The sequence below is a fragment of the Asanoa sp. NPDC049475 genome, from assembly GCF_040676915.1.
Lineage (GTDB): Bacteria > Actinomycetota > Actinomycetes > Mycobacteriales > Micromonosporaceae > Asanoa.
In genome coordinates this window covers 62,098-87,428 of record NZ_JBFAPY010000010.1, presented here as the reverse complement: position 1 = coordinate 87,428, position 25,331 = coordinate 62,098, and the positions used below count along the sequence as shown (strand labels likewise).

27 protein-coding genes and 1 pseudogene are annotated in these 25,331 nt (G+C 71.3%); 17 read left to right on the top strand and 11 right to left on the bottom strand.

Annotated elements, in window-relative coordinates:
* Positions 1-15: 15 nt before the first annotated feature.
* Positions 16-1,158, bottom strand: coding sequence for a transaldolase (tal, locus tag AB0J88_RS34345; protein WP_364349099.1), 1,143 nt, complete (start codon positions 1,156-1,158; stop codon positions 16-18).
* A 14-nt stretch (positions 1,159-1,172) separates the two neighbouring features.
* The gene (tkt, locus tag AB0J88_RS34340) at positions 1,173-3,299 is read right to left on the bottom strand and encodes a transketolase (protein ID WP_364349102.1); all 2,127 of its coding nucleotides are present in this window, start codon (positions 3,297-3,299) and stop codon (positions 1,173-1,175) included.
* A 257-nt stretch (positions 3,300-3,556) separates the two neighbouring features.
* On the opposite strand from tkt, the gene AB0J88_RS34335 reads away from it, so the two are divergent.
* Both AB0J88_RS34335 and AB0J88_RS34330 read left to right on the top strand, forming a co-directional pair.
* Positions 3,557-4,489, top strand: coding sequence for a heme o synthase (locus tag AB0J88_RS34335; RefSeq protein WP_364349421.1), 933 nt, complete (start codon positions 3,557-3,559; stop codon positions 4,487-4,489).
* 237 nt (positions 4,490-4,726) lie between these two features.
* Positions 4,727-5,059, top strand: coding sequence for a hypothetical protein (locus AB0J88_RS34330; protein WP_364349105.1), 333 nt, complete (start codon positions 4,727-4,729; stop codon positions 5,057-5,059).
* 794 nt (positions 5,060-5,853) lie between these two features.
* Here the strand turns inward: AB0J88_RS34330 and AB0J88_RS34325 are convergent.
* Positions 5,854-6,891: a COX15/CtaA family protein gene (locus AB0J88_RS34325; protein WP_364349108.1), complete on the bottom strand. Its 1,038-nt coding sequence runs from the start codon at positions 6,889-6,891 to the stop codon at positions 5,854-5,856.
* A gap of 142 nt (positions 6,892-7,033) precedes the next feature.
* On the opposite strand from AB0J88_RS34325, the gene AB0J88_RS34320 reads away from it, so the two are divergent.
* Genes AB0J88_RS34320 through AB0J88_RS34285 form a run of 8 tightly spaced genes read left to right on the top strand, consistent with a single transcriptional unit; the run spans position 7,034 to position 13,595 of the window.
* On the top strand, positions 7,034-7,774 hold the full coding sequence (locus AB0J88_RS34320; RefSeq protein WP_364349424.1) for an HTH domain-containing protein: 741 nt from the start codon (positions 7,034-7,036) through the stop codon (positions 7,772-7,774).
* Positions 7,775-7,784: 10 nt separating this feature from the next.
* Positions 7,785-9,218 (top strand): Fe-S cluster assembly protein SufB, encoded by a 1,434-nt coding sequence (gene sufB, locus AB0J88_RS34315; RefSeq protein ID WP_364349111.1) that lies wholly within the window; start codon positions 7,785-7,787, stop codon positions 9,216-9,218.
* Positions 9,219-10,385 carry a Fe-S cluster assembly protein SufD gene (gene sufD / locus AB0J88_RS34310; protein WP_364349114.1) on the top strand — a complete coding sequence of 389 codons (1,167 nt, stop codon included), beginning with the start codon at positions 9,219-9,221 and terminating at the stop codon, positions 10,383-10,385.
* On the top strand, positions 10,382-10,717 hold the full coding sequence (locus tag AB0J88_RS34305; protein WP_364349117.1) for a non-heme iron oxygenase ferredoxin subunit: 336 nt from the start codon (positions 10,382-10,384) through the stop codon (positions 10,715-10,717). Before sufD ends, AB0J88_RS34305 begins: the two co-directional genes overlap by 4 nt.
* Entirely contained in the window at positions 10,714-11,487 is a 774-nt protein-coding gene (sufC, locus tag AB0J88_RS34300; protein WP_364349120.1) for a Fe-S cluster assembly ATPase SufC, read from the top strand. Before AB0J88_RS34305 ends, sufC begins: the two co-directional genes overlap by 4 nt.
* Before the next feature lie 25 nt (positions 11,488-11,512).
* Positions 11,513-12,790 (top strand): cysteine desulfurase, encoded by a 1,278-nt coding sequence (locus tag AB0J88_RS34295; protein ID WP_364349122.1) that lies wholly within the window; start codon positions 11,513-11,515, stop codon positions 12,788-12,790.
* Positions 12,790-13,248: a Fe-S cluster assembly sulfur transfer protein SufU gene (sufU, locus tag AB0J88_RS34290; RefSeq protein WP_364349124.1), complete on the top strand. Its 459-nt coding sequence runs from the start codon at positions 12,790-12,792 to the stop codon at positions 13,246-13,248. The genes AB0J88_RS34295 and sufU overlap by 1 nt, the downstream gene beginning before the upstream one ends.
* On the top strand, positions 13,245-13,595 hold the full coding sequence (locus AB0J88_RS34285; RefSeq protein WP_364349126.1) for a metal-sulfur cluster assembly factor: 351 nt from the start codon (positions 13,245-13,247) through the stop codon (positions 13,593-13,595). The genes sufU and AB0J88_RS34285 overlap by 4 nt, the downstream gene beginning before the upstream one ends.
* 1 nt (position 13,596) lies before the next feature.
* Here the strand turns inward: AB0J88_RS34285 and AB0J88_RS34280 are convergent, their stop codons facing one another.
* Both AB0J88_RS34280 and AB0J88_RS34275 read right to left on the bottom strand, forming a co-directional pair.
* Positions 13,597-14,319 carry a hypothetical protein gene (locus tag AB0J88_RS34280; protein ID WP_364349128.1) on the bottom strand — a complete coding sequence of 241 codons (723 nt, stop codon included), beginning with the start codon at positions 14,317-14,319 and terminating at the stop codon, positions 13,597-13,599.
* Positions 14,316-14,927, bottom strand: coding sequence for a hypothetical protein (locus AB0J88_RS34275; protein ID WP_364349442.1), 612 nt, complete (start codon positions 14,925-14,927; stop codon positions 14,316-14,318). The genes AB0J88_RS34280 and AB0J88_RS34275 overlap by 4 nt, the downstream gene beginning before the upstream one ends.
* 5 nt (positions 14,928-14,932) lie before the next feature.
* Here AB0J88_RS34275 and AB0J88_RS34270 point away from each other — a divergent pair, with 5 nt between their 5' ends.
* The gene (locus AB0J88_RS34270) at positions 14,933-15,229 is read left to right on the top strand and encodes a hypothetical protein (protein ID WP_364349445.1); all 297 of its coding nucleotides are present in this window, start codon (positions 14,933-14,935) and stop codon (positions 15,227-15,229) included.
* Positions 15,230-15,255: 26 nt separating this feature from the next.
* Here the strand turns inward: AB0J88_RS34270 and AB0J88_RS34265 are convergent.
* Positions 15,256-15,510, bottom strand: a pseudogene (locus AB0J88_RS34265) (transglutaminaseTgpA domain-containing protein); the annotation flags it as partial.
* 70 nt (positions 15,511-15,580) lie between these two features.
* On the opposite strand from AB0J88_RS34265, the gene AB0J88_RS34260 reads away from it, so the two are divergent.
* The gene (locus tag AB0J88_RS34260) at positions 15,581-16,684 is read left to right on the top strand and encodes a hypothetical protein (protein ID WP_364349448.1); all 1,104 of its coding nucleotides are present in this window, start codon (positions 15,581-15,583) and stop codon (positions 16,682-16,684) included.
* A 64-nt stretch (positions 16,685-16,748) separates the two neighbouring features.
* Here the strand turns inward: AB0J88_RS34260 and AB0J88_RS34255 are convergent, their stop codons facing one another.
* Entirely contained in the window at positions 16,749-17,078 is a 330-nt protein-coding gene (locus AB0J88_RS34255) for an HPF/RaiA family ribosome-associated protein (RefSeq protein WP_364349130.1), read from the bottom strand.
* Between the two features lie 237 nt (positions 17,079-17,315).
* Between AB0J88_RS34255 and AB0J88_RS34250 the strand changes: the two genes are divergently transcribed.
* The gene (locus tag AB0J88_RS34250; protein ID WP_364349133.1) at positions 17,316-17,942 is read left to right on the top strand and encodes a LysE family transporter; all 627 of its coding nucleotides are present in this window, start codon (positions 17,316-17,318) and stop codon (positions 17,940-17,942) included.
* Here AB0J88_RS34250 and AB0J88_RS34245 read toward each other — a convergent pair.
* Entirely contained in the window at positions 17,939-19,042 is a 1,104-nt protein-coding gene (locus AB0J88_RS34245) for an FAD-dependent oxidoreductase (RefSeq protein ID WP_364349136.1), read from the bottom strand. The genes AB0J88_RS34250 and AB0J88_RS34245 overlap by 4 nt on opposite strands.
* An 89-nt stretch (positions 19,043-19,131) precedes the next feature.
* Here AB0J88_RS34245 and AB0J88_RS34240 point away from each other — a divergent pair, with 89 nt between their 5' ends.
* Entirely contained in the window at positions 19,132-19,500 is a 369-nt protein-coding gene (locus AB0J88_RS34240) for a helix-turn-helix domain-containing protein (RefSeq protein WP_364349139.1), read from the top strand.
* Here AB0J88_RS34240 and AB0J88_RS34235 read toward each other — a convergent pair.
* A complete protein-coding gene (locus AB0J88_RS34235; protein ID WP_364349142.1) occupies positions 19,497-20,153 on the bottom strand; it encodes a DNA alkylation repair protein in 657 nt (218 codons plus the stop codon). The two genes, AB0J88_RS34240 and AB0J88_RS34235, sit on opposite strands and share 4 nt — an antisense overlap.
* Before the next feature lie 32 nt (positions 20,154-20,185).
* Here AB0J88_RS34235 and AB0J88_RS34230 point away from each other — a divergent pair, with 32 nt between their 5' ends.
* Both AB0J88_RS34230 and AB0J88_RS34225 read left to right on the top strand, forming a co-directional pair.
* Entirely contained in the window at positions 20,186-20,839 is a 654-nt protein-coding gene (locus AB0J88_RS34230; RefSeq protein WP_364349145.1) for an acVLRF1 family peptidyl-tRNA hydrolase, read from the top strand.
* A gap of 16 nt (positions 20,840-20,855) precedes the next feature.
* Positions 20,856-21,275 carry a hypothetical protein gene (locus AB0J88_RS34225; RefSeq protein ID WP_364349148.1) on the top strand — a complete coding sequence of 140 codons (420 nt, stop codon included), beginning with the start codon at positions 20,856-20,858 and terminating at the stop codon, positions 21,273-21,275.
* A gap of 3 nt (positions 21,276-21,278) precedes the next feature.
* Here the strand turns inward: AB0J88_RS34225 and AB0J88_RS34220 are convergent, their stop codons facing one another.
* A complete protein-coding gene (locus AB0J88_RS34220; RefSeq protein WP_364349151.1) occupies positions 21,279-22,184 on the bottom strand; it encodes a neutral zinc metallopeptidase in 906 nt (301 codons plus the stop codon).
* Positions 22,185-22,391: 207 nt separating this feature from the next.
* Between AB0J88_RS34220 and AB0J88_RS34215 the strand changes: the two genes are divergently transcribed.
* Positions 22,392-23,996: an ABC-F family ATP-binding cassette domain-containing protein gene (locus AB0J88_RS34215; RefSeq protein ID WP_364349154.1), complete on the top strand. Its 1,605-nt coding sequence runs from the start codon at positions 22,392-22,394 to the stop codon at positions 23,994-23,996.
* A gap of 6 nt (positions 23,997-24,002) precedes the next feature.
* On the opposite strand, the gene AB0J88_RS34210 is transcribed toward AB0J88_RS34215, so the two are convergent.
* Positions 24,003-25,316, bottom strand: coding sequence for a hypothetical protein (locus tag AB0J88_RS34210; RefSeq protein ID WP_364349157.1), 1,314 nt, complete (start codon positions 25,314-25,316; stop codon positions 24,003-24,005).
* Positions 25,317-25,331: the final 15 nt, after the last annotated feature.

Sequence of the window (25,331 nt, the reverse complement as noted above, 5' to 3'; positions counted from 1 at the left end):
GAAGGTGGACACGTCCTATGCCTTCGCTGCGTCGGTCGGCTTCGCCGACCCGGACGACGCCGCCTTCAACGAGGCGTCGACGCCGTCGATGAGCTCCTGCCAGCTCGCCGAGAACTTCTCGACGCCCTCGCGCTCGAGCGTGTCGAACACGTCGTCGAGGTCGATGCCCACCCGCGTGAGGTCGGCCATGACCTTCTTGGCGTCGTCGTAGTTGTTGGTGACCGTGTCGGCCTCGGTCTCGCCGTGGTCGGCCCAGGCGTGGATCACGGGTTCCGGCATGGTGTTGACGACGCCCGGCGCGATCAGGTCGTGCACGTACAGCGTGTCGGGGTAGTCCGGGTTCTTGGTCGAGGTGGACGCCCACAGCGGCCGCTGCGGCTTGGCGCCGGCGTCGGCCAGCTTCTGCCAGCGCGCACCGCCGAACACCTCGGAGTAGCGCTCGTAGGCCAGCCGCGCGTTGGCGACCGCGCCCTTGCCACGCAGTGCCTTTGCCTCGTCTGAGCCGATCTTCTCCAGCCGCTTGTCGATCTCGGTGTCGAAGCGGGAGACGAAGAACGACGCCACGGACGCCAGGTTGGTCAGGTCGTGGCCGTTGGCCTTGGCCTGCTCCATGCCCTCCAGGTACGCGTCCATCACCTGGCTGTAGCGGTCGAGCGAGAAGATCAGCGTGACGTTGACGCTGATGCCGGCGGCCAGCGCCGCGGTGATCGCCGGCAGGCCCTGCTCGGTCGCCGGGATCTTGATGAACGCGTTCGGGCGGTCGATCAGCCACCAGAGGCCCTTGGCCTCCGCGATGGTCTTCTCGGTCTCCCGGGCGAGCCGCGGGTCGACCTCCAGCGAGACGCGGCCGTCGACACCGTCGGAGGCGTCGTACGCGGGCCGCAGCACGTCGCACGCCCAGCGCACGTCGTACGCGGTGAGCATGCGGACGGCCTCTTCCGTCGAGACGCCGCGGGTGGCCAGGTCGCGGACCTGACCGTCGTAGGCGTCGGCGTCGGAGAGCGCCTTCGCGAAGATCGTCGGGTTGGTCGTCACGCCCACGACGTGCTGTTCGCGGCGCAACTGGTCAAGGGTGCCGGTGCTCAGCCGGACGCGGGACAGGTCGTCGAGCCAGATGGCGACGCCCGCGGCGGCAAGCTCGGCCAGGCGGTCGGTCATGATCCTTCGCTCCCTCAGTTGCCCGTGGTGGTGCCGGTGATGGCGCCGACCTTCGCGAGCGAGGCATGTGCCTTCGCGACCACGTTGTCGGCGGTGAATCCGAACTGTTCGAAGAGCACGGTGTACGGCGCGCTCGCGCCGTAGTGCTCGATGCTGACGCTCTCGCCGGAGTCGCCGACGAGGTCGCGCCAGGACATGGCGATGCCGGCCTCGACGCTGACCCGGGCCTTGACCGAGTTCGGCAGCACGGTCTGGCGGTAGGCCTCGTCCTGCGCCCGGAACCACTCCTGGCAGGGCATCGAGACGACCCGCGTCGGGGTGCCGGCGGCCTCCAGCCGCTCCTGGGCGGTCAGGCAGAGCTGCACCTCGGAGCCGGTGCCCATGAGGATCACCTCGGGCTGGCCGTTGGACGCCTCGGACAGGATGTAGCCGCCGCGGGCCACGCCGTCGGCGGGCGCGTAGCGGTCGCGGTCGATGGTCGGCAGCGCCTGGCGGGTCAGCGCCAGCGCGGTCGGCCGGTCGGTGTGCTCCATCGCCATCCGCCACGCCCACGCGGTCTCGTTGGCGTCGGCCGGGCGGACCACGTCGAGGCCCGGGATGGCCCGCAGCGCCGTGAGGTGCTCGATCGGCTGGTGCGTCGGGCCGTCCTCGCCCAGGCCGATCGAGTCGTGCGTCCACACGTACGTGACCGGCAGCTTCATCAGGGCCGCGAGCCGCACCGACGGGCGCATGTAGTCGCTGAACACCAGGAACGTGCCACCGTACGGACGGGTCGCGCCGTGCAGCACGATGCCGTTGAGGATGGCGCCCATGCCGTGCTCGCGGATGCCGAAGTGCAGCGTCCGCCCGTACTCGTCACCCGGGAACTCCTTGGTGGCGTGCTCCGTGGGGACGAACGACGGCTCGCCCTTCATCGTGGTGTTGTTGCTCTCGGCCAGGTCGGCCGAGCCACCCCAGAGCTCCGGCAGCACCGGCGCCAGCGCCTCCAGGACCTTGCCGGACGCGGCGCGGGTGGCGACGCCCTTCGGGTCGGCCGGCCAGACCGGCAGCGCCTCGGTCCACCCCACCGGCAGCGCCCGCGAGGTCAGCCGGTCGAACAGCGCACGGCTCTCGGCGTTGTCGGCCGACCAGGCGGCGAACGCCTTGTCCCATTCGGCATGCTCGGCCTGGCCGCGGGCGACCGCCGCACGGGTGTGCTCGAGCACCTCGGCGGAGACGTCGAAGGTCTTGCCCGGGTCGAAGCCGAGGACCTTCTTGGTCGCGGCGACCTCGTCGGCACCCAACGCCGAGCCGTGGATCTTGCCCGTGTTCTGCTTGTTCGGCGCCGGCCAACCGATGATCGTGCGCAGCGCGATGAACGACGGACGGTCGGTGACCGCCTTCGCGGCCTCGATCGCCCGCCAGAGGGCCTCGGGGTCCTCGCGGTAGTCGCCCTCGTCGGCGTGGCCGGCGCGGAAGTCGACGGTCTGGACGTGCCAGCCGTACGCCTCGTAGCGGGCGGCGACGTCCTCGCTCTTGGCGATCCGGGTGTCGTCCTCGATGGAGATCTCGTTGTCGTCCCAGATGGCGACGAGGTTGCCCAGCCGCTGGTGCCCGGCGAGCGAGCTCACCTCGTGGCTGATGCCCTCTTCGATGTCACCGTCGGAGACGATCGTGTAGACGAAGTGGTCGAACAGCGGGCTCTCGGGGTCGAAGAGGCCCTTCTCCCGGCGGGCGGCCATCGCCATGCCCACCGCGTTGCCGATGCCCTGGCCCAGCGGGCCGGTGGTGGTCTCGACACCCTTGGTGTGCCCGTGCTCCGGGTGGCCCGGGGTCAGCGAGCCCCACTGGCGCAGCGCCATCAGGTCTTCCAGCCCGAGGCCGTAGCCGGTGAGGTAGAGCTGGATGTAGAGCGTCAGGCTGCTGTGCCCGGCGGACAGCACGAAGCGGTCGCGGCCGGGCCAGTGCGGGTCGGTCGGGTCGTGCCGCATCACCTTGTTGAACAGCAGGTACGCGGCGGGCGCGAGGCTCATGGCGGTGCCCGGGTGGCCGTTGCCGGCCTTCTCGACCGCGTCCATCGCGAGGACACGAATCGTGTCGACCGCCTTGCGGTCCAGCTCGGACCAGGTGAATGAGGCTTGCTCTGAGTTGCTGGCAGGCACGATGTATGCGCTCCTCGGCGAGTGTTTCCGGTCCCTCACCTCTGACCCTAGCGACCCGTGCTAAACACGTGCCGCCGGATCTCGCCCCGTGGAGCGTGTTGTGGGCGGACAGACACTTCCCGGGTGGTTCTCGCCGCACCGCGTCGGGTCGCCGATCAGCGCGGATACGCGCCGCGTACGCTGTCGATCGGCCTGTTGACCGTCACCGGTCGCGGTCTGACGACGAAGCGCCGAGGAAGGTGGACACGGCCTTGAGCATGGTCACGGAGCGCCCGTCGCCGACCCTGGTGCCGGGACCGGTCCCGGTGCCCGCCCGACGCGACCCCGGCGCTGTCCTCCGTGCCTACGTCGCGTTGACCAAACCCCGCATCATCGAGTTGCTGCTGGTCACCACGGTGCCGGCGATGATGCTCGCGGCCGGTGGCATCCCGCCGGTCTCGACCATGGTCGTGGTGCTGGTCGGCGGCACGCTGGCCGCAGGGGCCGCGAACGCCCTCAACTGCTACATCGACCGCGACATCGACCAGCTGATGCGCCGCACGAAGCGGCGCCCGCTGCCCACGCACACCCTCGACCCGCGCAGCGTGCTGGTGTTCGGGCTGGTGCTGGCGGTGGTCTCGGTGGGTCTGATGGCCGGGTTCACCAACTGGCTGGCGGCGGCGCTGACCGCCGGCGCGATCGCCTACTACGACCTCGTCTACACGCTCTGGCTCAAGCGGACCACGCCGCAGAACACGTTCTGGGGTGGTGCCTGCGGTGCCGCTCCGGTGCTGATCGGCTGGGCGGCCGTCACCGGCGGGCTGTCGCCACTGGCCTGGGCGCTGTTCGCGGTGGTGTTCTTCTGGCAGATGCCGCACTTCTACGCGCTCGCCATCAAGTACAAGGACGACTACGCGCGGGCCGGCATCCCCATGCTGCCCGTGGTGCGCTCGGCCGCCCGGGTCAACCGCGAGATCGTGCTGTTCACCTGGCTGACGGTGGCCGCTTCGGTCGCCGCCTGGCCGCTCGGCCTCGGGCCGCTCTACGGCGTCACGGCTCTCGTCAGCGGGGTGTTCTTCCTCCTCGAGGCGTACCGGCTGGTGGGCCGGTCGAAGCGCGGCGAGCCCCTCAAGCCGATGCGGCTGTTCCACTGGTCGATCACGTACCTGACGATCGTGTCGGTGGCCGTCGCGGTCGACGCGCTGCTCTGAGAGTCGCCTGTCCGGTATGGGCGGTTGCGGCCATGACACGCCGGAAACGGCCGGTACGTTCGCCCGCCACGGATGGGGTACGGCAGTTGTCCGAGATGTCATCCGAATTTAACCGGATATGTCTCGCTTTGTCCCCGCGAATTTTCTGTGGCCTCTCTTAAATCAGCCGATGACAGGCGTCACAAAACACGATCGGATGGCAGGCGGAATCCGGTAGGCGTGCTTACGCTCTCCGGCATGGCAGATGGTTCCGATACGACGCTGACGACCGAACAGCCCGCCGCCAGCACCCCCGAGGGTCTGGTCCACGGGATCCGGTCGTTCGCCGCCGGACACGGCGGCGCCAGGGCGGTCATCGAATACGTCGGCAAGCGTGGCGCCCGGATCGTTCTCGTCGGCGAGGACGGCACCTGGGCGGACCAGTTCGCGGATGGCACTGACGTGGCCCGTGCGGCGTGTGAGAGCGCGGGGGTCGCGATCGAGAACGAGTGGGAGCGGGAGCTCATGGACCAGATGCGGCCGAGCAACGACCTGTGGCGGTCGATGGCCCGGCGCACGCTCTCGCGCTGAGCAAGCGCGGTCCCGCACCACCACCACCAGCACGAGAAAGCGGCGACTTGCCCACCACCGCATCAACCCACGAGCAGGCGGCGACCCGGGAGACATCCCGGGTCGCTCTTGTTACCTGCGAAGGAATTCCCGACCTCGAGGACGACGACCGCCTCGCGCTGGCGCCGCTGGCCGCGCGGTCGGTCACCGCCGAGCCGGTCGTCTGGGACGACCCCGCGGTCGACTGGGCGGCGTACGACCTGGTCGTGCTCCGATCGGCCTGGGACTACGCACAGCGCCGCGACGAGTTCGTCGCCTGGGCGGGCCGGGTGGCCGCCCTCGCCAACCCGGTCGACGTCGTCGTGTGGAACACCGACAAGCGCTATCTGCGGGTCCTCGAGGCGGCCGGGGTCCCGATCATCCCGACTGACTGGGTCGAGCCCGGAGCGGCCGGCTGGTCGGGCGCGTGGGCCGACCTGATCCTCAAGCCGGCCATCGGCGCGGGCAGCGTCGACGCCGGGCGCTACCGGCTCGACGACGCGGCGGAGCGGCGGGCGTTCGACGCACACCTGGCCCGGCTCACCGGAGCGGGGCGCACGGCGCTGGTCCAGCCGTACCTGAGCGCGGTCGAGACGGCCGGCGAGACCGCCCTGGTCTTCCTGCGCGGCCCCGACGGGCTGCGGTTCAGCCACGCCGCGACCAAGGGCGCCCTGCTCGCTGGTCCGGACGAGGGCGTGGACGGGCTCTACCGGGAAGAGACGATCACGCCGCGGACGGCCACCCCGGCCGAGCTCGCGGTCGCGGAGCGCGCGTTGTCAGCGATCCCCGGCGGCGTTGACCGGCTGCTCTACGCGCGGGTCGACCTGATCCCCGCCGACGACGGCACGCCGGTCCTGATCGAGCTGGAGCTCACCGAGCCCTCGCTGTTCCTCGGCTTCGCCGACGGCGCCGCCGAGCGCTTCGCCGACGCCGTCGCCGCCGCTGTTCGCGCGGGTTGACCACAGCACGCTCAGCGTCGCCAGCCACACCAGGCAGGCGCCGAACATGTGCAGGCCGACCAGGATCTCCGGCAGCCCGGTGAAGTACTGGACGAAGCCGATGACGCCCTGGCTCAGCTCGATCGCGAGCAGGACCAGCGCGGCCCGGGCGGTGCGCCGGGCGCCGGTCGCGCGGGCGGCGAACCACACCGCCAGCGTGAGGCCGAGCAGCAGGAAGACGACGTCCGCGTGCACCTGGGAGATGGTCTCCGGGTCGAGGCCGGTGCGGTGGGCGTCGGCGTCGCCGGCGTGCGGCCCGGAGCCGGTCACGATCACGCCGAGGGCGACCACGGCCAGCGAGACCACGGTGAGCACCCAGACGAGCTGCCGGAGCGGGCCGGGGACGACCGTGCGGCGCGGGCCGGGGCCGTCGACGGTGCGGCGCCACAGCGCGTACGCCGCCACCAGCACACCGATCGAGGCCAGGAAGTGCAGCCCGACCACCCACGGGTTGAGGTTGGTGAGCACGGTGATCCCGCCCACCACGCCCTGCGCGGGGATGCCCAGGAAGACGCCCAGCGCCAGCCGGCTCAAGCCGCGGCTGGCCGGCGTGCGCTCGCGGCGGTGGTGCACGAACGCGGCGATCAGGGTCGCCAGGGCGACGGCGCCGACCACCCAGCCGAGCATCCGGTTGCTGAACTCGATCACCCCGTGGATGCCCATCTCGCTGTTCGGCACGTACGAGGCGTCGGTGCACCGAGGCCAGGTCGGGCAGCCGAGCCCGGACCCGGTCAGCCGGACGGCCCCGCCGGTGACGACGATGGCGACGTTCGCGATGATGTTGGCCAGCGCCAGACGGCGGAGCAGGGGGATCACCCGCGAGATCCTACGTACCGTAGGAGAGAGATCGGCGACCGACCCCATTGCGGCCGAAACGGACGGTGATGTCGATCACTGGTGTGCCGGTTTGCTCCGCTGGGCTGAAATACGTAACGTTGTGGTAGTGAAAAACGCGGCGATGCTCCCTCCGCAGGTGGAGACGACCGGTTCCTCGGCCGTCCCCGCGGACGAGCGCACCCGCGACCGGGTCCTCCGGCTGCTCCTGGAGCGGGGGACCGCCACCGCCGCCGAGCTCGGAGAGGCCCTGCGCCTGAGTCCGGCCGCCATCCGCAAGCACCTGGACGCCCTGCTCACCGACGGCGACGTGGTCACCCGCCAGCGCCCGGTGCGGGCCGGTCGGGGTCGCGGCCGTCCGGCCAAGGTGTTCACCCTGACCGACGCCGCGCGGCTGCGCTGCGGCCGGCACACCTACGACAACATGGCCACGGCCGCCCTGCGCTGGATCGCCGCCCACGGCGGTGCCGGCGCGGTCGACGCGTTCGCCGCCGAGCAGGTCGCCACTCTGGAGGGTCGCTGCCGCGACGCCATGGAGGGCGCCGGCGACGACCCGATCGCGCGTGCGGAGGCACTCGCCGAGGCGCTGACCGCCGAGGGCTACGCTGCCAACGCTTCCGCGATCGCCACCGGCGGGCAACTGTGCCAGCACCACTGCCCCGTGGCACACGTGGCAGCCGAGTTTCCCGAGCTGTGCGAGGCCGAGACGGCGGTTATTTCACGCCTGGTCGGCACCCACGTCCAGCGACTAGCCACCATCGCACACGGTGACGGGGTATGCACGACGCATATCCCGGCGCAGCAAGCTGGCCAACACAGCCAGAGCCGACAGGACCAGCACCACCAGATCCGACAGGAACTGTGAGGACAGATAGATGACCGAGCAGATCGTCCAGCCCGTGGTCACCCAGGAGGAGCACCTCGCCGCCCTGGCCAACTACCAGTACGGGTGGGCCGACTCCGACACCGCCGGCGCCACGGCGCAGCGCGGGCTCAACGAGGCGGTGGTGCGTGACATCTCCGCCAAGAAGAACGAGCCCGAGTGGATGCTCGACCTGCGCCTCAAGGGCCTGCGGCTGTTCGGCCGCAAGCCGATGCCCGACTGGGGTGCCGACCTCGGCGGGATCGACTTCGACAACATCAAATACTTCGTCCGCTCGACCGAGAAGCAGGCGGCGAGCTGGGACGACCTGCCCGCCGACATCAAGAACACGTACGACAAGCTGGGCATCCCGGAGGCCGAGAAGCAGCGGCTGGTCGCGGGTGTGGCGGCGCAGTACGAGTCCGAGGTGGTCTACCACAAGATCCGTGAGGACCTCGAGGAGCAGGGCGTCATCTTCCTCGACACCGACACGGGCCTGCGCGAGCACCCGGAGCTCTTCAAGGAATATTTCGGCTCCGTGATCCCGGTCGGCGACAACAAGTTCGCCGCGCTCAACACCTCGGTGTGGTCGGGTGGCTCCTTCATCTACGTGCCGCCGGGCGTGCACGTGGAGATCCCGCTCCAGGCCTACTTCCGCATCAACACGGAGAACATGGGCCAGTTCGAGCGCACGCTGATCATCGTCGACGAGGGTGCCTACGTGCACTACGTCGAGGGCTGCACCGCGCCGATCTACTCGTCCGACTCGCTGCACAGCGCGGTTGTCGAGATCATCGTGAAGAAGGGCGCCCGCTGCCGTTACACGACCATCCAGAACTGGTCGAACAACGTCTACAACCTGGTCACCAAGCGCGCCGTGGCGCACGAGGGCGCGACCATGGAGTGGATCGACGGCAACATCGGCTCCAAGGTCACGATGAAATACCCCGCCGTCTGGATGATGGGCGAGCACGCCAAGGGCGAGGTGCTCTCGGTCGCGATGGCCGGCGAGGGCCAGCACCAGGACGCCGGCGCCAAGATGGTGCACGCCGCGCCGCACACCAGCAGCACGATCATCTCGAAGTCGATCGCGCGGGGCGGTGGCCGCACCTCCTACCGCGGCCTGGTGCAGGTGCTGGAGGGCTCGTCGCACTCCAAGAGCACCGTCAAGTGCGACGCGCTCCTGGTCGACACGATCTCCCGTTCCGACACGTACCCCTATGTGGACATCCGCGAGGACGACGTGTCGATGGGTCACGAGGCGACCGTCTCCAAGGTCAGCGAGGACCAGCTCTTCTACCTGATGAGCCGGGGCCTGACCGAGGACGAGGCGATGGCGATGATCGTCCGCGGCTTCATCGAGCCGATCGCCAAGGAACTCCCGATGGAATACGCCCTGGAGCTCAACCGGCTCATCGAACTGCAGATGGAAGGGGCCGTCGGCTAAATGCCCACGGAAACCGAGGTGGCGGTAACCCCGCCCAAGACGTCGAGCGTGCCCAAGACCAAGGCGCAGAGCCTGCGCTCGGCCGATGTCGCCGACTTCCCGGCCCTGACCGGTCTCGAAGAGGAGTGGCGCTTCACGCCGCTGAAGCGGATGCGCGGTCTCGCGACCAGCACCCCGGCGGCGGAGACCGCGCTGAGCTGGGAGCACGACGGCCTGCCGGCCGGCGTGTCCGTGCAGCGGCTGGCCAAGGGTGACGACCGGATCGGCCGCGTGCTGGTGCCGTTCGACCGGGTCAGCGCGCTGGGCTTCGGCAACGCCGACGGCGCGACGCTGATCGCGGTCGCGCCCGAGGCCGAGCCCGCGGAGCCGGCCTGGGTGCGGGTGCTCGGCGGTGGCGCCGGTGTCGCGTACGCGCACACGGTCGTCGAGATCGGCCGGTTCGCGAAGGCGACGCTGATCCTGGAGCAGTCGGGCTCGACCACGCTGGCCGACAACGTCGAGGTCGACGTGGCCGACGGGGCAGCGCTGACGCTGGTCACGGTGGCCGACTGGGCGCCCGACGCGGTGCAGGCCCAGCACGTGAAGTTCCGGCTCGGCCGGGACGCCCGGGTCACCCACGTGCAGGTCAGCCTCGGCGGCGACCTGATCCGCCAGTTCACCAGCGTGGAGTACGCGGGTCGCGGCGGCGACGCGGAGCTCTACGGGCTCTACTTCGCCGACGGCGACCAGCACCTGGAGCACCGCCAGCTCGTCGACCACAGCATCCCGGACTGCCGCAGCTACGTCGGCTACCGCGGCGCGCTGCAGGGCGACGGCGCGCACACCGTCTGGGTCGGCGACGTGCTGATCCAGGTGCAGGCGACCGGCACGGACACCTACGAGATCAACCGCAACCTGGTGCTCAGCGACGGTGCCCGGGCCGACTCCGTGCCCAACCTGGAGATCGAGACCGGCGAGATCGTCGGCGCCGGCCACGCCAGCGCGACCGGCCGGTTCGACGACGAGCAGCTGTTCTACCTGATGGCCCGGGGCATCCCGGAGCAGGAGGCGCGCCGGCTCGTGGTCCGCGGCTTCTTCGCGGAGCTGCTCCAGAAGGTCCCGGACGAGGGCCTGCGCGACCGGCTCGGCGACGCCGTCGAGGCGCGCCTGGCGAAGGGCGACCAGTGACCTTCGTCCGCCTGTGCTCCGTCGAGGACGTGCCCAAGGGCACGGCGATCCGGGCCGTCGTCGACGACCTGGAGCTCGCGGTCGTGCACGCCGAGGACGACAACTTCTACGTCGCCTACGACGAGTGCTCGCACGCCGCGGTCGCCCTCTCCGAGGGCGAGGTCGACGGCTGCACGCTGGAGTGCTGGCTCCACGGTTCCCGTTTCGACCTGCGCACCGGCGAGCCGACCGGGCTCCCGGCGACCGAACCTGTTCCTGTCTATCCCGTGGAAGTCCGTGACGGCGAGGTCTTCGCCGCTCTCACGCCGAGCAATGGAGTTATGCCCGCATGAGCACCCTGGAGATCCGCGACCTGAAGGTCTCGGTCAAGCTGCCCGACGGCGAGCTCAAGCCGATCCTGAACGGCGTCGACCTCACGGTCCGCGCCGGGGAGACGCACGCCATCATGGGCCCCAACGGCTCGGGTAAGTCCACGCTGGCCTACTCGATCGCCGGTCACCCGAAGTACCAGATCACCGGTGGCTCGGTCACGCTGGACGGCGCCGACGTGCTGTCGATGACCGTCGACGAGCGCGCCCGGGCCGGCCTGTTCCTCGCGATGCAGTACCCGGTCGAGGTCCCCGGTGTCTCGGTGGCCAACTTCCTGCGCACCGCGAAGACCGCCATCGACGGCGAGGCGCCGAAGCTGCGCACCTGGGCCGGCGAGCTGCGCGGCGCCATGGAGCGCCTCCAGATGGACCCGGCGTTCGCCCAGCGCAACGTCAACGAGGGCTTCTCCGGCGGTGAGAAGAAGCGGCACGAGATCGTCCAGCTCGAGCTGCTCAAGCCGAAGACCGCGATCCTCGACGAGACCGACTCCGGCCTCGACATCGACGCCCTGCGCGTGGTCAGCGAGGGCGTCAACCGGGTCCGGGCGACCGGCGAGACCGGCGTCCTGCTGATCACGCACTACACCCGGATCCTGCGCTACATCACTCCCGACTACGTGCACGTCTTCGCCGGCGGGCGGATCGTCGAAGAGGGCGGTCCGGAGCTCGCGGAGAAGCTCGAGGCCGAGGGCTACGCGCGCTACCTGGCGGAAACCGGTCCGGCCACGGCCTGATCGACGCACGAAGGGCTGCCCAGTCATGACGTCTCTCGCGATCCCGTCGACGTTCGACGTCGCCGCGTTGCGTGCCGACTTCCCTATCCTCGGTCGGGAGGTCAACGGCCACCCGCTGGTCTATCTGGACAGCGCCAACACGTCCCAGAAACCCCGCCAGGTGCTCGAGGTGATGCGGGCGCACCACGAGCGGCACAACGGCAACGTGTCGCGCTCGGTGCACACGCTGGGCACCGAGGCGACCCTCGCCTACGAGGGCGCGCGCGAGAAGGTGGCGGCGTTCATCAACGCGCCGGCGGCGTCCGAGGTGGTGTTCGGCAAGAACTCCACCGAGGCGATCAACCTGCTCGCGTACGCCTTCTCGAACGCCTCGGCGACACCGGGGAGTGATCCCCGGTTCCGTCTCGGCCCCGGCGACGAGGTGGTGATCTCCGAGATGGAGCACCACTCCAACATCGTCCCGTGGCAGCTGCTGTGCGAGCGCACCGGCGCGACCCTGCGCTGGTTCCAGGTCACCGACGAGGGCCGGCTCGACGAGTCGCAGCTCGACACCCTGGTCAACGAGCGCACCAAGCTGGTCTCGATCGTGCACATGTCCAACATCCTGGGCACGATCAACGACCCGGCGCGGATCGTCGCCCGGGCGCACGAGGTCGGCGCGCTGGTGCTGCTCGACGGCTCGCAGTCGGTGCCGCACTTCCCGGTCGACGTGCAGGCGCTCGGCGTCGACTTCATCGCGTTCACCGGGCACAAGATGCTCGGGCCGACCGGCATCGGCGTGCTCTGGGGCCGGGCCGACCTGCTCGAGGCGATGCCGCCGGTGTTCGGTGGCGGCTCGATGATCGAGACCGTGACGCTGGAGAAGTCGACGTTCGCGCCGGCTCCGGCCCGGTTCGAGGCCGGCACGCCGCCGATCGTCGAGGCGGTCGGCCTGGGCGCCGCGATCGACTACCTGAACGACATCGGCATGGCCGAGGTGCAGGCCCACGAACAGGAGATCACCGCGTACGCCCTGGAGGCGCTCGCGACGGTGCCCACCCTGCGGATCTTCGGGCCGACCACCACGGAGGGGCGCGGCGGCACGATCTCGTTCGCGCTGGAGGGCATCCACCCCCACGACGTCGGCCAGGTGCTCGACGACGAGGGTGTGGAGGTGCGGGTCGGCCACCACTGCGCGCGGCCGGTCTGCGTGCGCTACGGAGTGCCCGCGACCACCCGCGCGTCGTTCTACGTCTACACGACGACCGAGGAGGTCGACGCGCTCGTGCGTGGGCTCGAGCGGGTGCGAAAGGTGTTCGGCTGATGCAGTTCGACCAGCTATACCAGGAGATCATCCTGGAGCACTACAAGCGGCCGCACGGTCGCGGGCTCCGGGAGCCGTTCGGCGGAGAGGCGCACCACGTCAACCCGACCTGCGGCGACGAGGTGACGATCCGGGTCTCCGTGGCCGGCGACAAGCTGGCGGACGTCTCGTACGAGGGGATGGGCTGCTCGATCAGCCAGGCCTCGGCGAGCGTCCTGCACGACCTGCTGGCGACGCTGCCGGTCGACGAGGCGTTCAAGGTGCACGACGCGTTCGTCGAGCTGATGCAGGGCCGCGGCCAGGTCGAGCCGGACGAGGAATTGTTGGGTGACGGCGTGGCGTTCTCCGGAGTGGCGCGCTATCCGGCGCGCGTGAAGTGCGCGCTGCTGCCCTGGATGGCGTTCAAGGATGCGGCGGTACGTGCCGGCGTGACGGTGGGACCCGAGGTGAAGGCATGAGTGAAGAGACCGTGAGCCCCTCGAAGGCGTCGGTGGACGTCATCGAAGAGGCGATGAAGGACGTCGTCGACCCGGAGCTCGGCATCAACGTCGTCGACCTCGGCCTGGTCTACGGGGTGCACGTCGACGACGAGAACGTCGCCACGCTGGACATGACGCTGACCTCGGCGGCCTGCCCGCTGACCGACGTGATCGAGGACCAGACCCGGGCGGCCCTGACGACCGGCCCCGGCGGCGGCATCGTCAGCGACTTCCGGATCAACTGGGTCTGGCTGCCGCCGTGGGGTCCCGACAAGATCACTGACGAGGGCCGCGACCAGCTCCGGTCGCTCGGCTTCAACGTCTGAGCTATCCGCTCACCGCACCCTCCCGCGCCGCCGGCACGGGAGGGTTCGTGTAGGTTGCGTCGAACGTCCCGTCGACGATCTGCGCGGCGTTGGGCACGCGGGCCAACCGCCCGAAACCGAGCACGTACGCCCGCATGCGCACCTGGAGCGCGGCCAGGTCGGCGCGGCAGGCCTCGCCCTCCGGCCAGCCCACGTCGCTGTCGTGGGTCGCTTCCCAGGCCGCGAGCCGCGGGTGCCAGTGGGTCAGGAACGGCCGTAGCTCGCTGTTGAGCATCGCGATGGCCAGGTGCTCGACGGTCGGGTCGCTGCCGGTGCGCCGCGAGGGCTGGGTCTCTTTCAGGATCTCGCGGGTCAGCTCGAACACGCCGTGGATCGAGCTGAGGGCCTCGCGCAGGTGACCGACGCCGGGATCGAGGCGCTGGGTGGCGACCCGGGTGACGGTCTCGACGAAGAGCTTCCAGGCCACCTGCTCGCTCTCGCGGGTGACGGTGAAGCTCAGCTCGCTGAACTGCGGCACGGTGATCTTGACGTCGGTGAGCCGGACCGTCTGGTTGAGGCTGTGCACGACCAGCGCCGCCACGAGCCCGGCGAACCCTCCGGCGACGACGAACAGCCCGGCGCCCGTCAGCTGACTGCCGAGGTAGACGGCAAGGCCGCCCAACGCACCACCGAGCGCGCCCAGCAGCACCCGGGCCCAGCGGGTGCGCAGCCAACCAGCGATCACATGGCCTCCCTCACGTTCGGTCTATTCCATCGTGGACGCCGACGGGGCGCAACGGCGGTCAGCAGCCGTGCCGGTGCGAGTCGCCTGACCGTTCGGCGCACCGGATGGTCCAGCCGTTCGAGCCGGGGTCCGATCCGGTCGGCGAGGACCCAGGCTGCCTCGGCGAGGTCGTCGCCGACGGGCTCGTCGGCGTATCCGGCGTGGTCGGCGAGCACGACCAGCGCCGCTACGTCGGCCGCCGCATCCGGGCAGACCACGGCGGCGTGCTCGGCCAGCTGACCGTTGGTCCGGACGGCGATGTCGGGCGTGCGGCCGCGCAGTGCATCCAGCACGTCCCGCCACGCGTTCACGGTCCGGATCCGTGGATCGGCCGCCCGCCTGCGCCTCCGGCGGCGCAGCGGTGGCGTCACCAGCACGGCGACCAGGTAGGCGGCCACGACCAGCAGGACGACCGCCATCAGGTACGAAGCCGGCCGGCCGGCGCCGGTCGCCCCGCCAGTCTCGCCGCCACCGCCGGTGTCGTCGGGAGCCGTCTTCGAAGGCCGCGCGCCCGGTGCGGCGGTAGTGCTGGGCGCCGGCACCGGCGTCGGCGGCACCGACGGCGTCACGGCCGGTGCCGGGGCCGGCCCGGTCGGCGGTGCGGGCCACCAGCGCGAACGCGACGGCGTACTGCTCGGCCCCACCCACCGTGGGACTCGACAGCAGCCGGTCGACGTGGCCGTACGAGTGCCCGCCCGCCGCGGCCGGGTCGGTGCGGCCGTGCCGGCGCAGCCGCGCCTCCAGCGCGTCGAGCGGCGCGGACGCACCGGCCAGCTCGCCCGCCAGCGCGTCCACGGACGCCGGCACCGGCGCCGGCAGTGCCGTCTCTCCCGGTCCGATCGGGTCGGACGCCTGGGAGGACAACGCGTAGTGCCGCCCTGGCCGGAGCCGCTCGGACGAAAGCAACGTCCCCGTGTCCGGGTCTACCGCATCGACCCCGTCGTGCAGTCGGACGGGCACGACCGCGGCCGGCAGGAAGTATCCCTCCAGCTCGTCGATCACGAAGTCCTGGCGCACCCGCACGCCGCTCACGACAGCGGCGCCGGTGCCCAGCCCCGCCGGGACGAACCGCGGTCGCGACATCGTCCAGTCCCGGCCGTCGAACCGGTCGAGTACAGCCAGCCGCCACGGCCGAGTGTCGGTCGTCTCCACGGTGAACAGGCGCACATCGGGTCTCGCGCGGTAGCCGGGGACCCGGTCCGGCTTCCGGAACACCAGCCTCGTGCGCTTCTTCGACGCGCCCCGGCTGGTCTCCGCCGGTGGCCGCACGATGGCGTTCTGGGACTTGCGGCAGGTCTCGCGTCTCGCGTCGGTCACCACCACGTGGCTGCGCGACCTGGGACGGTTCAAGCAGAATCCGGTCGTGCTGCCCACCGCGGACGGCCGCCTCGCGGTGGTCGCCGACGAGGTCGGCCGCAACGCGTACGTCGTCGACCTGACCGAGGGCCGCCAACGCGACGCCGCGCCCTCGAACGCCGGCAGTCCACTCTGGACCGACTCGGCCGCCGCACGGGTGCTCACCGCGACCGACACCGCCGTGCAGGAGTGGCTGCCCCGGCAGGGACGGGTCCGTACCCTCGACTGGTTGCCGTCGGGTCAGACGGAGCCACCGCGGGCGGTCGCGTGGCGCGCGTCGGACTCGAGCTTCGTCGCCGTCTACCCGGACGGCGCCGTGTGGCAGCACTCCGGCGGCGACGGCCGGCCGCTGCGTTCGATCAGGCCGGCCGCGACCGGCTCACCGCCCGATGCGGCAGTCGCCGCCGACGGTTCCCGCGTCGGGCTCGTGGGGATCGGGTCGCCCGCCGTGACCGTCGACACCGGCAGCGGAGAGGCGCGGGAGCTGGACCTGCCCGACGCGGTCGGGGTGGCACCGGCCGGGCCGGGCGGTCTGGTCTTCACCGGCGCCGACGGGAGCGTCGAGACCGTCGGCGAGGACCGGGCGACGGTCGCCGGCCCCGCGGAGCCGGGCGGCACGTGGGAGCTCAGCGAGGACCGGACTATCGCCGCCCGGCTGCGCGCCGACGGCCGGATCCTGGTGCGCGACCTCCCGTCGGGCGAGCGCCTCGGTGACCTGCCGATGCCCATGCCCGCCTCGGGCATCGCGCTGGACCTGAGCCCGTACAACTCGGTCCGGATGCGGTTCCGGCCCGGGCACCGGGAGCTCCTGACGGTGGCCTCCGGAGCGTGGTTGACCAGGTGGGACCTGGATGCCGCGCACTGGCGGCGCAAGGCGTGCGAGGTCGCCGGCCGCGACCTGACGGCCGCGGAATGGCGCCGCGCGGCGGGCCCGGACGGCGTGCCGGAGGACCTGCGCTGCGCGCGCTGACCTTTCTCCTGTTCCCGGGTCGCCCGGCCGGCATAGTGGCCCGGCGACCCGCGTCAGGCCTGGATCACCTGGGGCTGCGCCGCCCCTTGGCGTCGGTGAGGCGGCGGCGCAGGTCGTCACGCACGTCCATCACCGCGGCGTGCAGGTCGTCCTCGGTCGAGGTCGTGACGATCTTGTCGACGTCGCGGGTCCAGCACTCCAACGTGACCTTCTGGCCGGGGGACTGGCGGTCCTTGACGGAGATCTCCAGCTCGGTCGCGTCGGCGTCGAACGACGCGAGGCGCGCGTCCAACGGCTCGAACTGCTCCGCGATCCAGGCCCGGTCGCCCTGGCTGAATCCGGCACCCACGCGCAGGCACTGCTCGACCGTGGCCGGGTTGGCGACGCCACTCATCTGACCTCCTCGAACGGTTCAAACGATCAACCGTCGTGTACCCCGGCCCGCGCCGCGGTGAAACCATCGGACGTGCGACGAGCCGGACGCGGAAATCCGGGTGCGTGAGGTGGCGCTCGTGTCCCATGATGTGCGGGTGATCGCATCTGCCAAGACCCAGGTTTCTGTCGCGACGGCCCTCGCCGGCCGCCGACAGCAGCGTGGCTCGTGGCCGGTGTCGATCGCGGCTGATCCGCGATGACCGACGCGTTCATCGCCGGCCTGCTGGCCGGCTACGGTGTCGCGATCCCGGTCGGTGCGATCGCCATTCTGATCATGGGGCTCGCCGCCCGCACGTCGTTCCGGGTGGGCGCGGCGGCCGCGCTGGGCGTGGCCACCGCCGACGGGCTCTATGCCGCGATCGCGGTGCTGGGGGGCGCCGCGCTCGCGGGTGTCATCGAACCCGTCGCCACGCCGTTGCGCTGGATCGCGTTCGTCGTGCTGCTGGTGCTGGCGGCGCAGACCGCGCTCGTGGCCGTGCGCCATCACCGCGATCCGGCCCGGGCGGCGCGGTCCGGTGCGGGCCTCGGCACACCGTGGCGGGCGTACGGCGGCATCCTCGCCCTGACGCTGCTCAACCCGATGACCATCGTCTACTTCGCGGCGCTCGTGCTGGCGCGGCAGGCCGGCGACGAGCTCACCGCGGGCGGTGAGGTGCTGTTCGTGTTGGCCGCGTTCATCGCCTCGGCGAGCTGGCAGCTGTTGATCGCCTCCGGCGGCACCCTCGTCGGCCGGCTGCTGACCGGGCCGCGAGGGCGGCTCTACACCGCCCTCGCGTCCAGCCTGTTGATCATCGTGCTGGCCATCGTGCTGGTGGTCGGTTAGCGCTCCGGCGCGTCGAAGTGCTTCGCGTACATGTCGACCAGCATCGCGCTGCCCTTGATCGCCGATGCCTCCTCGGGGCCGCCCACGCCGGTGGGCAGCTGGGTGGCCCCGCCTTCGGGACCGAGCGGCACGATGATCATGACCGGACCCGGCTCGTACGCCTCCGTCGCGTCGCCGCCGGCGATGGCCGACCGGATGTTGGCCGCGACCACACTGGCCTGGCGGCTGGCGGCGCCGGCGGTGTCGCGGTCGGCGGTGCTGATGTCGCCGAGTGCGTACACGCCGTCGCCGCCGCCCTTGACCCGCAGGTGCTCGTCGACCGGAAGGTAGCCGCGCTCGTCGCGGGCCGCGGCCAGTTCGCCACGCAGGTAGTCCGTCGCCGGGCGGACACCGAAGGCGCGGAACCAGATGTCGGCCTCGACCGTCTCGCCGCTCTCGGTGGTCACGGTGACCGGCGTCGCGGTCGCGGGCGTGGCGTCCGGCAGGGCGGTCAGCGGGCTGCCGAGCACCAGCCGGACACCGAGCTTGTCGAGCTGCCGCTTGAGCTCGTCACGCAGCTCCTGCTCGAACGGGCCGTGCATGATGTCCGCGTTGACGTCGACGACGGTGACCTCCTTGTCCGGGAAGAAGGCCTTGATCTCGCCGGCGAGCTCCAGCCCTGACGGGCCGGCACCGACGATGAGGGCGCGGCGGGCGCCGAGCAGCTCGTCGTGCGCGGCCTGCAACCGGTCCTTGGCGCTCCGCTCGTCGGAACCGCCGGCCTTGGCCGGGAACGGGTACTGCGACCCGGTCGCGAGCACCAGGTAGTCGGGGGTCAGCTCGGCGCCGGACTCCAGGGTGACGGTGCGGCCGTCGACGGCGACGGCCCGGTCGCGGACGAACCGGCCGTGGTGCAGCAGTCGGTTGAGCGGCAGGAAGATCCGGTCGATCCAGGACGGGTCGACCAGGGCGCGCCACGACGCGACGTTGTGGTGGAACGCGCCCGACGGGTCGACAAGCGTGACGTCAGCGACGTCGTCCAGCGCCTTCGCGGTGTTCAAGCCGCCGTAGCCGCCGCCGAGGACGACGACGGAAGGGCGCTTGACCTCGGTGTTCGTCACCAGTGTTACCTCCGTGAAAAGGCTAGCGACCCTAGCTTCGCTAGCTGCTTCGGAAATACTAGCGACCTCTGCCGCGCTAGCATGGCGTGGTGACCGAAAGCGGGGTACGTCACAGCGAGGACATCAGGGAGCGGTGCGGCCGCGGCGATGTCGCGCTGGCCCGTGCCTTCACCGTCCTCGGCAAGCGCTGGTCGGGCCTGGTGGTGGGCAGCCTCAGCGCCGGCCCCGCCGGGTTCCGCGAGCTGTCCCGGCTGGTCGAGGGCGTGAGCGACTCCGTGCTCTCCGACCGGCTCACGGAGCTGTGTGACCTGGGGCTGGTGAAGCGCGAGGTGGATCCGGGGCCGCCGGTGTCCGTGACCTACTCGTTGACCGAGGCCGGCGAAGGGCTGCTGCCGGCGCTCACGTTGATCGCCGACTGGGCCGACAAGCACCTCCCCGAGCCGCCGACCTCCTGCTAGAGGTTCTTGAGCGCCTCGCGCCTCGACAGGCCGGACAGCTCGGTCGTGGCGACGAACGCGCGCACCGCCTCCGGATCGGTCTTCGCGTACTCCCGCAGGGCCCAGCCGATCGCCTTGCGTACGAAGAAGTCGGTGTGCCCTTTCTGCCGCGCGCAGTAGTCGAACAGCCGCGGCGCGTCGGTGTCGCGCTTGTAGAAGAGCTGGTGCAGCAGGGCGGTGCGGATCACCCAGCGGTCGTCGTCGTCGATCCAGGTGTCCAGCACCGCGCCGCGCCCGCTCACCATCGGCCCGACGACCCGGGCGGCCAGCACGTCGACGGTGTCCCACCAGGGCTTCGTGGTGATCAGCCGGCGCACGGCTGGCAGGGCGTCCGCGCCCAGCACCGCCACGTGCCGGCGCAGGTAATCGCACGCGAAGTACTGGTACTCCCGCTCCGGCCGCTCCCAGCAGGCGTCGGCCAGCGCGAGCAGGTCGGCCGGCGTGGGCTTGCCGGTGCCGGCCGTCGCCTGTCGGGCGAGCGCCCGCTGCCGGGGGGACATGATGCCCAGGAAGTCGAACTGGTCGCGCATGTACGCCCGCATCCCGGCGGCCCGCTCGGGGTCGCGCTCGCTCTCGAACAGCGTGGTCAGGCGGGCCAACACCGGCGCGGTCATCCGGACATTGTGGCGTGCCGTACCGTCGCGGAATGACCACCAGCCGCCCGGCCGCGGGTGGCGGGCGCTGGGTCTTCGTCGACCCCGACCGCCTGACCCGCTGGGTCGACGGGTTCCGCGAGCGACACGGCGCGTACGCCCAGCGGCCCACCGACGAGGGTCTGCTGCTCGCGGCGTTCGACGGCGCCACCGCGGAGCTGTACCCACCGCCCGGCGCCCCGCTGGCCGACGACCTGGCCGACTTCGTCGAGGCCGCCCGGTCGCCGCGCCAGATCGGGCTGCTGCTGGCCCGCAAGGCGGCGGTCGCGGTCGGGGTCGCCGACGGTGCCCGGCTGGTGACGTCCAAGGTGGACAGCTCGTACGTGCAGAGCCGCACCGCCGCCGGCGGCTGGTCGCAGCAGCGGTTCGCCCGCCGGCGGGACAACCAGGCCAAGGCGGCGGCGAGGGACGCGGCGGACCTGGCCGTGCGGCTGCTGCTGCCGGTGACCGCCGCGCTGTCGGCCCTGGTCTGCGGCGGCGACCGGCGCACGGTCGACGCGATCCTTGCCGACCCCCGGCTGGCGCCGCTGCTCCCGCTGCGCGCGGAACGGCTGCTCGACGTCGCGGACCCGCGGCACGCGGTGCTGGTCGACGCGGTGGCCGCCGCCCGCGCCGTATCGATCCTGGTGCGTGACCCGCAACCGTAGGCGGTACCCTCCCGCCATGGTTTCGGACGAGGCCCGCAGGGCCGGCATGCTCACGGCCGTGCTGCTCGTGGCCGGCCTAGTGGTCGGCGGTTTCTTCCTCTTCCGCGGCCACCGCGCGCCCGAGCAGGGTGCCCGGCTGGCGGCCGACTCGTTCCTGACGCGGCTCGCGGCCGGCAACATCGGCGGCGCCTACGACCAGCTCTGCAACGAGACCCGCGAACGGGTCGAGCGGGAGGACTTCGTCGCCGGGATCGGCGGCCGGCCGGCGGTGTCGAGCTACCGGATCGACAGCGTCGCGGAGACCGGGCCCAGCGACGCCACCGTCTCGGCGGAGTTGCTGGACCCGGTCGGTGCGAGCACGGCGTACGAGCTGCGGGTCACGGACGACCGGGGCACCTGGCGGGTGTGCGGCAACCCGCTGGACGCCGCCGGCTGACGGTCACGACCCGAACGTGTTGCAGGCCTTCGGGTCGCCGGTGTCGTAGCCCGTGCGGAACCACTGCTGCCGCTGCGCGGACGTGCCGTGGGTGAACGCGTCCGGGTTGACGCCCTGGCCGGACTGCTTCTGCAGCGTGTCGTCGCCGATCGCGGCCGCCGTGTCCAGGCCTTCCTGGATGTCCTGGTCGGTGATGCTCTTGAAGATGGGGTCGCCGTCGGCGTCCGCCGTCTGGGTCGCGTTCTTCGCCCACGCGCCGGCGTAGCAGTCGGCCTGCAGCTCCAGCTTCACCGACAGCTCGTTGGCGTTGTCGGGGTCACGCTCCTGCTGGCGGCGCATGTCGGCCTCGGTGCCGATCAGGGACTGCACGTGGTGTCCGTACTCGTGGGCCAGCACGTACGGCTGGGCGAACTCGCCCTTGGCGCCGAGCTGGTCGGCGAGCACCTGGTAGAAGGTCAGGTCGATGAAGACCTTGTGATCGGCGGGGCAGTAGAACGGCCCGACGCCGGAGTCGGCGGCGCCGCACCCGGTCTGCACGGCCCGGTCGAAGAAGACCGTGTCCGCCGGCTTGTACTGCTCGCCGAAGCTCTCCGGCAGCCGCTTGGTCCACCACGACTGGATCGAGTTGACGTAGAGGGCGTTGCGGCAGTCGAGCTTCTCCAGCTTGTCGGCCGCGTCACAGCTCTGCTCGATCGCCCCGTTGTCCGGCGGGGCGTCCTCGCCCGTGATCGCGTTCACACCGAAGCCGCCGCCGACCAGCACGGCGATCACGGTGACGATCAGGCCGACGATGCCGCCGCCGCTGGTCGGGATGGGGATCGGAAAGCCGCCACCGCCCCCACCACCGCCTCCGCCGCGCCGGTCCTCGATCTGGCTGGTGTCGACGTCGGCGCGTTCGTTGAGTTCCATCACCCATCCAATCGACGCATGTGGACGGGCCGGGATGTACCCGATGATCTTCACCGTTAATCCGGTGGGGGTTCGCCCGTCGGAGCCGGTACACTTCATGCCGTGCTGCTCTGCGAAGACTGACCAGCCCCGGCGCCGACGGGAACGAGCCCGATCGGCGCTTTTGCGTGCCCGAAGTCAGCCTTCCTCACAGAGAGAGCGTTTCTGATGATCACTGTCACCGGGCTGGAGCTGCGCGCCGGAGCGCGGATCCTGCTGTCCGACACCACGCTGCGCGTGCAGCCCGGCGACCGGATCGGCCTGGTCGGCCGCAACGGCGCCGGCAAGACCACCACGCTGAAGGTGCTGGCCGGCGAGGGCACGCCCTACTCCGGCCAGGTCGAGCGCACCAGCGTCGTCGGCTACCTGCCGCAGGACCCGCGCACCGGCGACCTCGAGGTCACCGCCCGCGACCGCGTGCTGTCGGCGCGCGGGCTGGACACCCTGCTCTCCGAGATGCAGGTCGTCGAGGCCAAGCTCGCCGAGGACCCGACCGACGCCCTGGTCCGCCGCTACGGTTCGCTCGAGGAGCGGTTCGCCTCGCTCGGTGGGTACGCGGCCGAGGCCGAGGCCGCCCGGATCTGCGCCAACCTCGGGCTGCCCGACCGCGTGCTGGCCCAGACCATCGGCACCCTCTCCGGCGGTCAGCGCCGCCGGATCGAGCTCGCCCGCATCCTGTTCCGCGACGCGGGTGAGGAGGGCGCCGGCATCTTGCTGCTCGACGAGCCCACCAACCACCTCGACGCCGACTCGATCGTCTGGCTGCGGGGCTACATGGCCCAGCACAAGGGCGGCCTGATCGTGATCAGCCACGACGTCTCGCTGCTCGACGCGGTCGTCAACAAGGTCTGGTACCTCGACGCCAACCGGTCCGTCGTCGACACGTACAACGTCGGTTGGAAGACCTATCTCGAACAGCGCGAGACCGACGAGCGGCGGCGCCGCCGGGAGCGGGCCAACGCGGAGAAGAAGGCCGGTGCCCTCAAGGCGCAGGCCGACAAGATGCGGGCCAAGGCGACCAAGGCGACCGCCGCGCAGAACATGGCCAAGCGGGCCGAGAAGCTGCTGTCCGGCCTCGAGGACCAGCGGGTCGGCGACCGGGTGGCGAAGGTGCGCTTCCCTGAGCCGGCGGCGTGCGGGCGCACCCCGTTGACCGCCGCCGGCCTGTCGAAGTCCTACGGGTCGCTGGAGATCTTCACCGACGTCGACGTGGCCGTCGACCGTGGCTCGCGGGTCGCCATCCTGGGCCTCAACGGTGCCGGCAAGACCACACTGCTGAGGATGCTGGCCGGCGTCCTCGCGCCCGACACCGGCGAGGTGGTGGCGGGCCACGGGCTGCGGCTGGGCTACTACGCGCAGGAGCACGAGACGCTCGACGTCGACCGCACCGTGCTGGAGCACATGCGCTCGGCGGCGGCCGACCAGACCGACGGCGACCTGCGCCGGATCCTGGGCGCGTTCCTGTTCAGCGGCGACGACGTGAGCAAGCCGGCGGGCGTGCTCTCCGGTGGCGAGAAGACCCGGCTGGCGTTGGCCACGCTGGTCTGCTCGGGTGCCAACGTGCTGCTGCTCGACGAGCCGACGAACAACCTCGACCCGGTCAGCCGCGAGCAGGTGCTCGACGCGATCGCCCGTTACCCGGGCGCGATCGTGCTGGTCACGCACGACCCGGGTGCCGTGCTCGCGCTCAAGCCCGACCGCGCGATCCTGCTGCCGGACGGCGACGAGGACGCGTGGAGCGACGACCTGCTGGAGCTTGTCGAGCTCGCTTGAGACTTTCTAGGTCAAGATCACTTTGATGACGATGGCGGTGACCGCGCCGGCCGCGACCAGGAGCAGCGGGGTCGGCACGGTCTCGCCGCCCTGGCGGCGGGGTGCCACCGCGGCCATCGTCAGCCAGGGGAAGAACGGCAGCCAGGACGTCTCGGCGCCGCCGCGGGCCAGGCCGTTGACCAATGTGAACAGCACGCCGATGCCGGCCGCCACCAGGAACGGCCAGCCGGGCGTGTTGCGCGACTTGCGCAAACTGGCATAGAGCGCCGGCCCGGCCGTCAGCAGCAGCACGACCAGGCTGATCCCGCTCCACCAGAGCACGGACCGGTGCGGTTCGACGCGTACGGCGAAATCGTGGCGGGCGTCCATCAGCCCGTCGACCCAGTTGAACCCGAGCCGTTCGGCGGTGACGACCGGGATCAGCGCGCCGAGGCCGGTGAACAGGTTCAGCGCGGCCCGGCGCCGGGCGAAGTACAGGAAGGCCGCGGCCAGGCCCAGCCAGGGCGCGCCGTAGGCGAACAGCGCTGCGATGCCGAGCAGGAGCCCGGTCACGCTGGCCCAGATGCCGGCGCGGATGCCGGTGCGGCGCTCGTCGGAGGCGTGCACGCCGGCCGCGATCATGGCCGCGCCGAGGACCGCTACGACGCCTTCGACGCCGCCGGCCAGCCAGACGGCGTACGGGGCTAGGACGAGCACCGGCAGGTACCGGCGGGCCGCCAGATCACCACAAACGCCGCGAACCGCGAACAGCACCAGGGGTACGACGGCGGCCCCGACCGCGGTCAGCAGGAGGCCGAGTCCGATACGGTCCGTGACACCGATGCGCGTCAACGCCCACAGCAGAAGGATCGGCCCCGGTGGATGGCCCCGGGCGACCACGGAAGGGATCATCCCTTCGGTGGTGTAACCCCGCAGATAGTGAAGAGGATGGTCACCCACTCGGGTGGCGTCGGCCAGATAGTCATCGGGCACCATCAATGGGTTGGTGAGTCCGTCGCGGCCGTTGACGACGGCGAGCGACACCATCCAGAGCACCGCCACGAGCCACCCGGAAAGCAGCACGAGCGGCCAATTCATGCGCTCCCACCACCCCCGGTAGGCGGCTGCCACGACCCCGGCGGCGACCGTCGGCGCAAGCACGCTGGCCAGCGAGATCGTGAGCGCGTACTCGCCGAGGAAGGGTGCTCCGGCGGTCCCGAGGCGGGCGCCGAAACGCACCGCGAGCCACGTCGCGAGGGCGCCGACGGTGGCCAGAACGAGCCACCCGACGAGGTCGGTTCGCTCGTCCCGATGCGCGGCTCGAGCCTCCTCAGGCGTCACGGGCCATCACGGTAT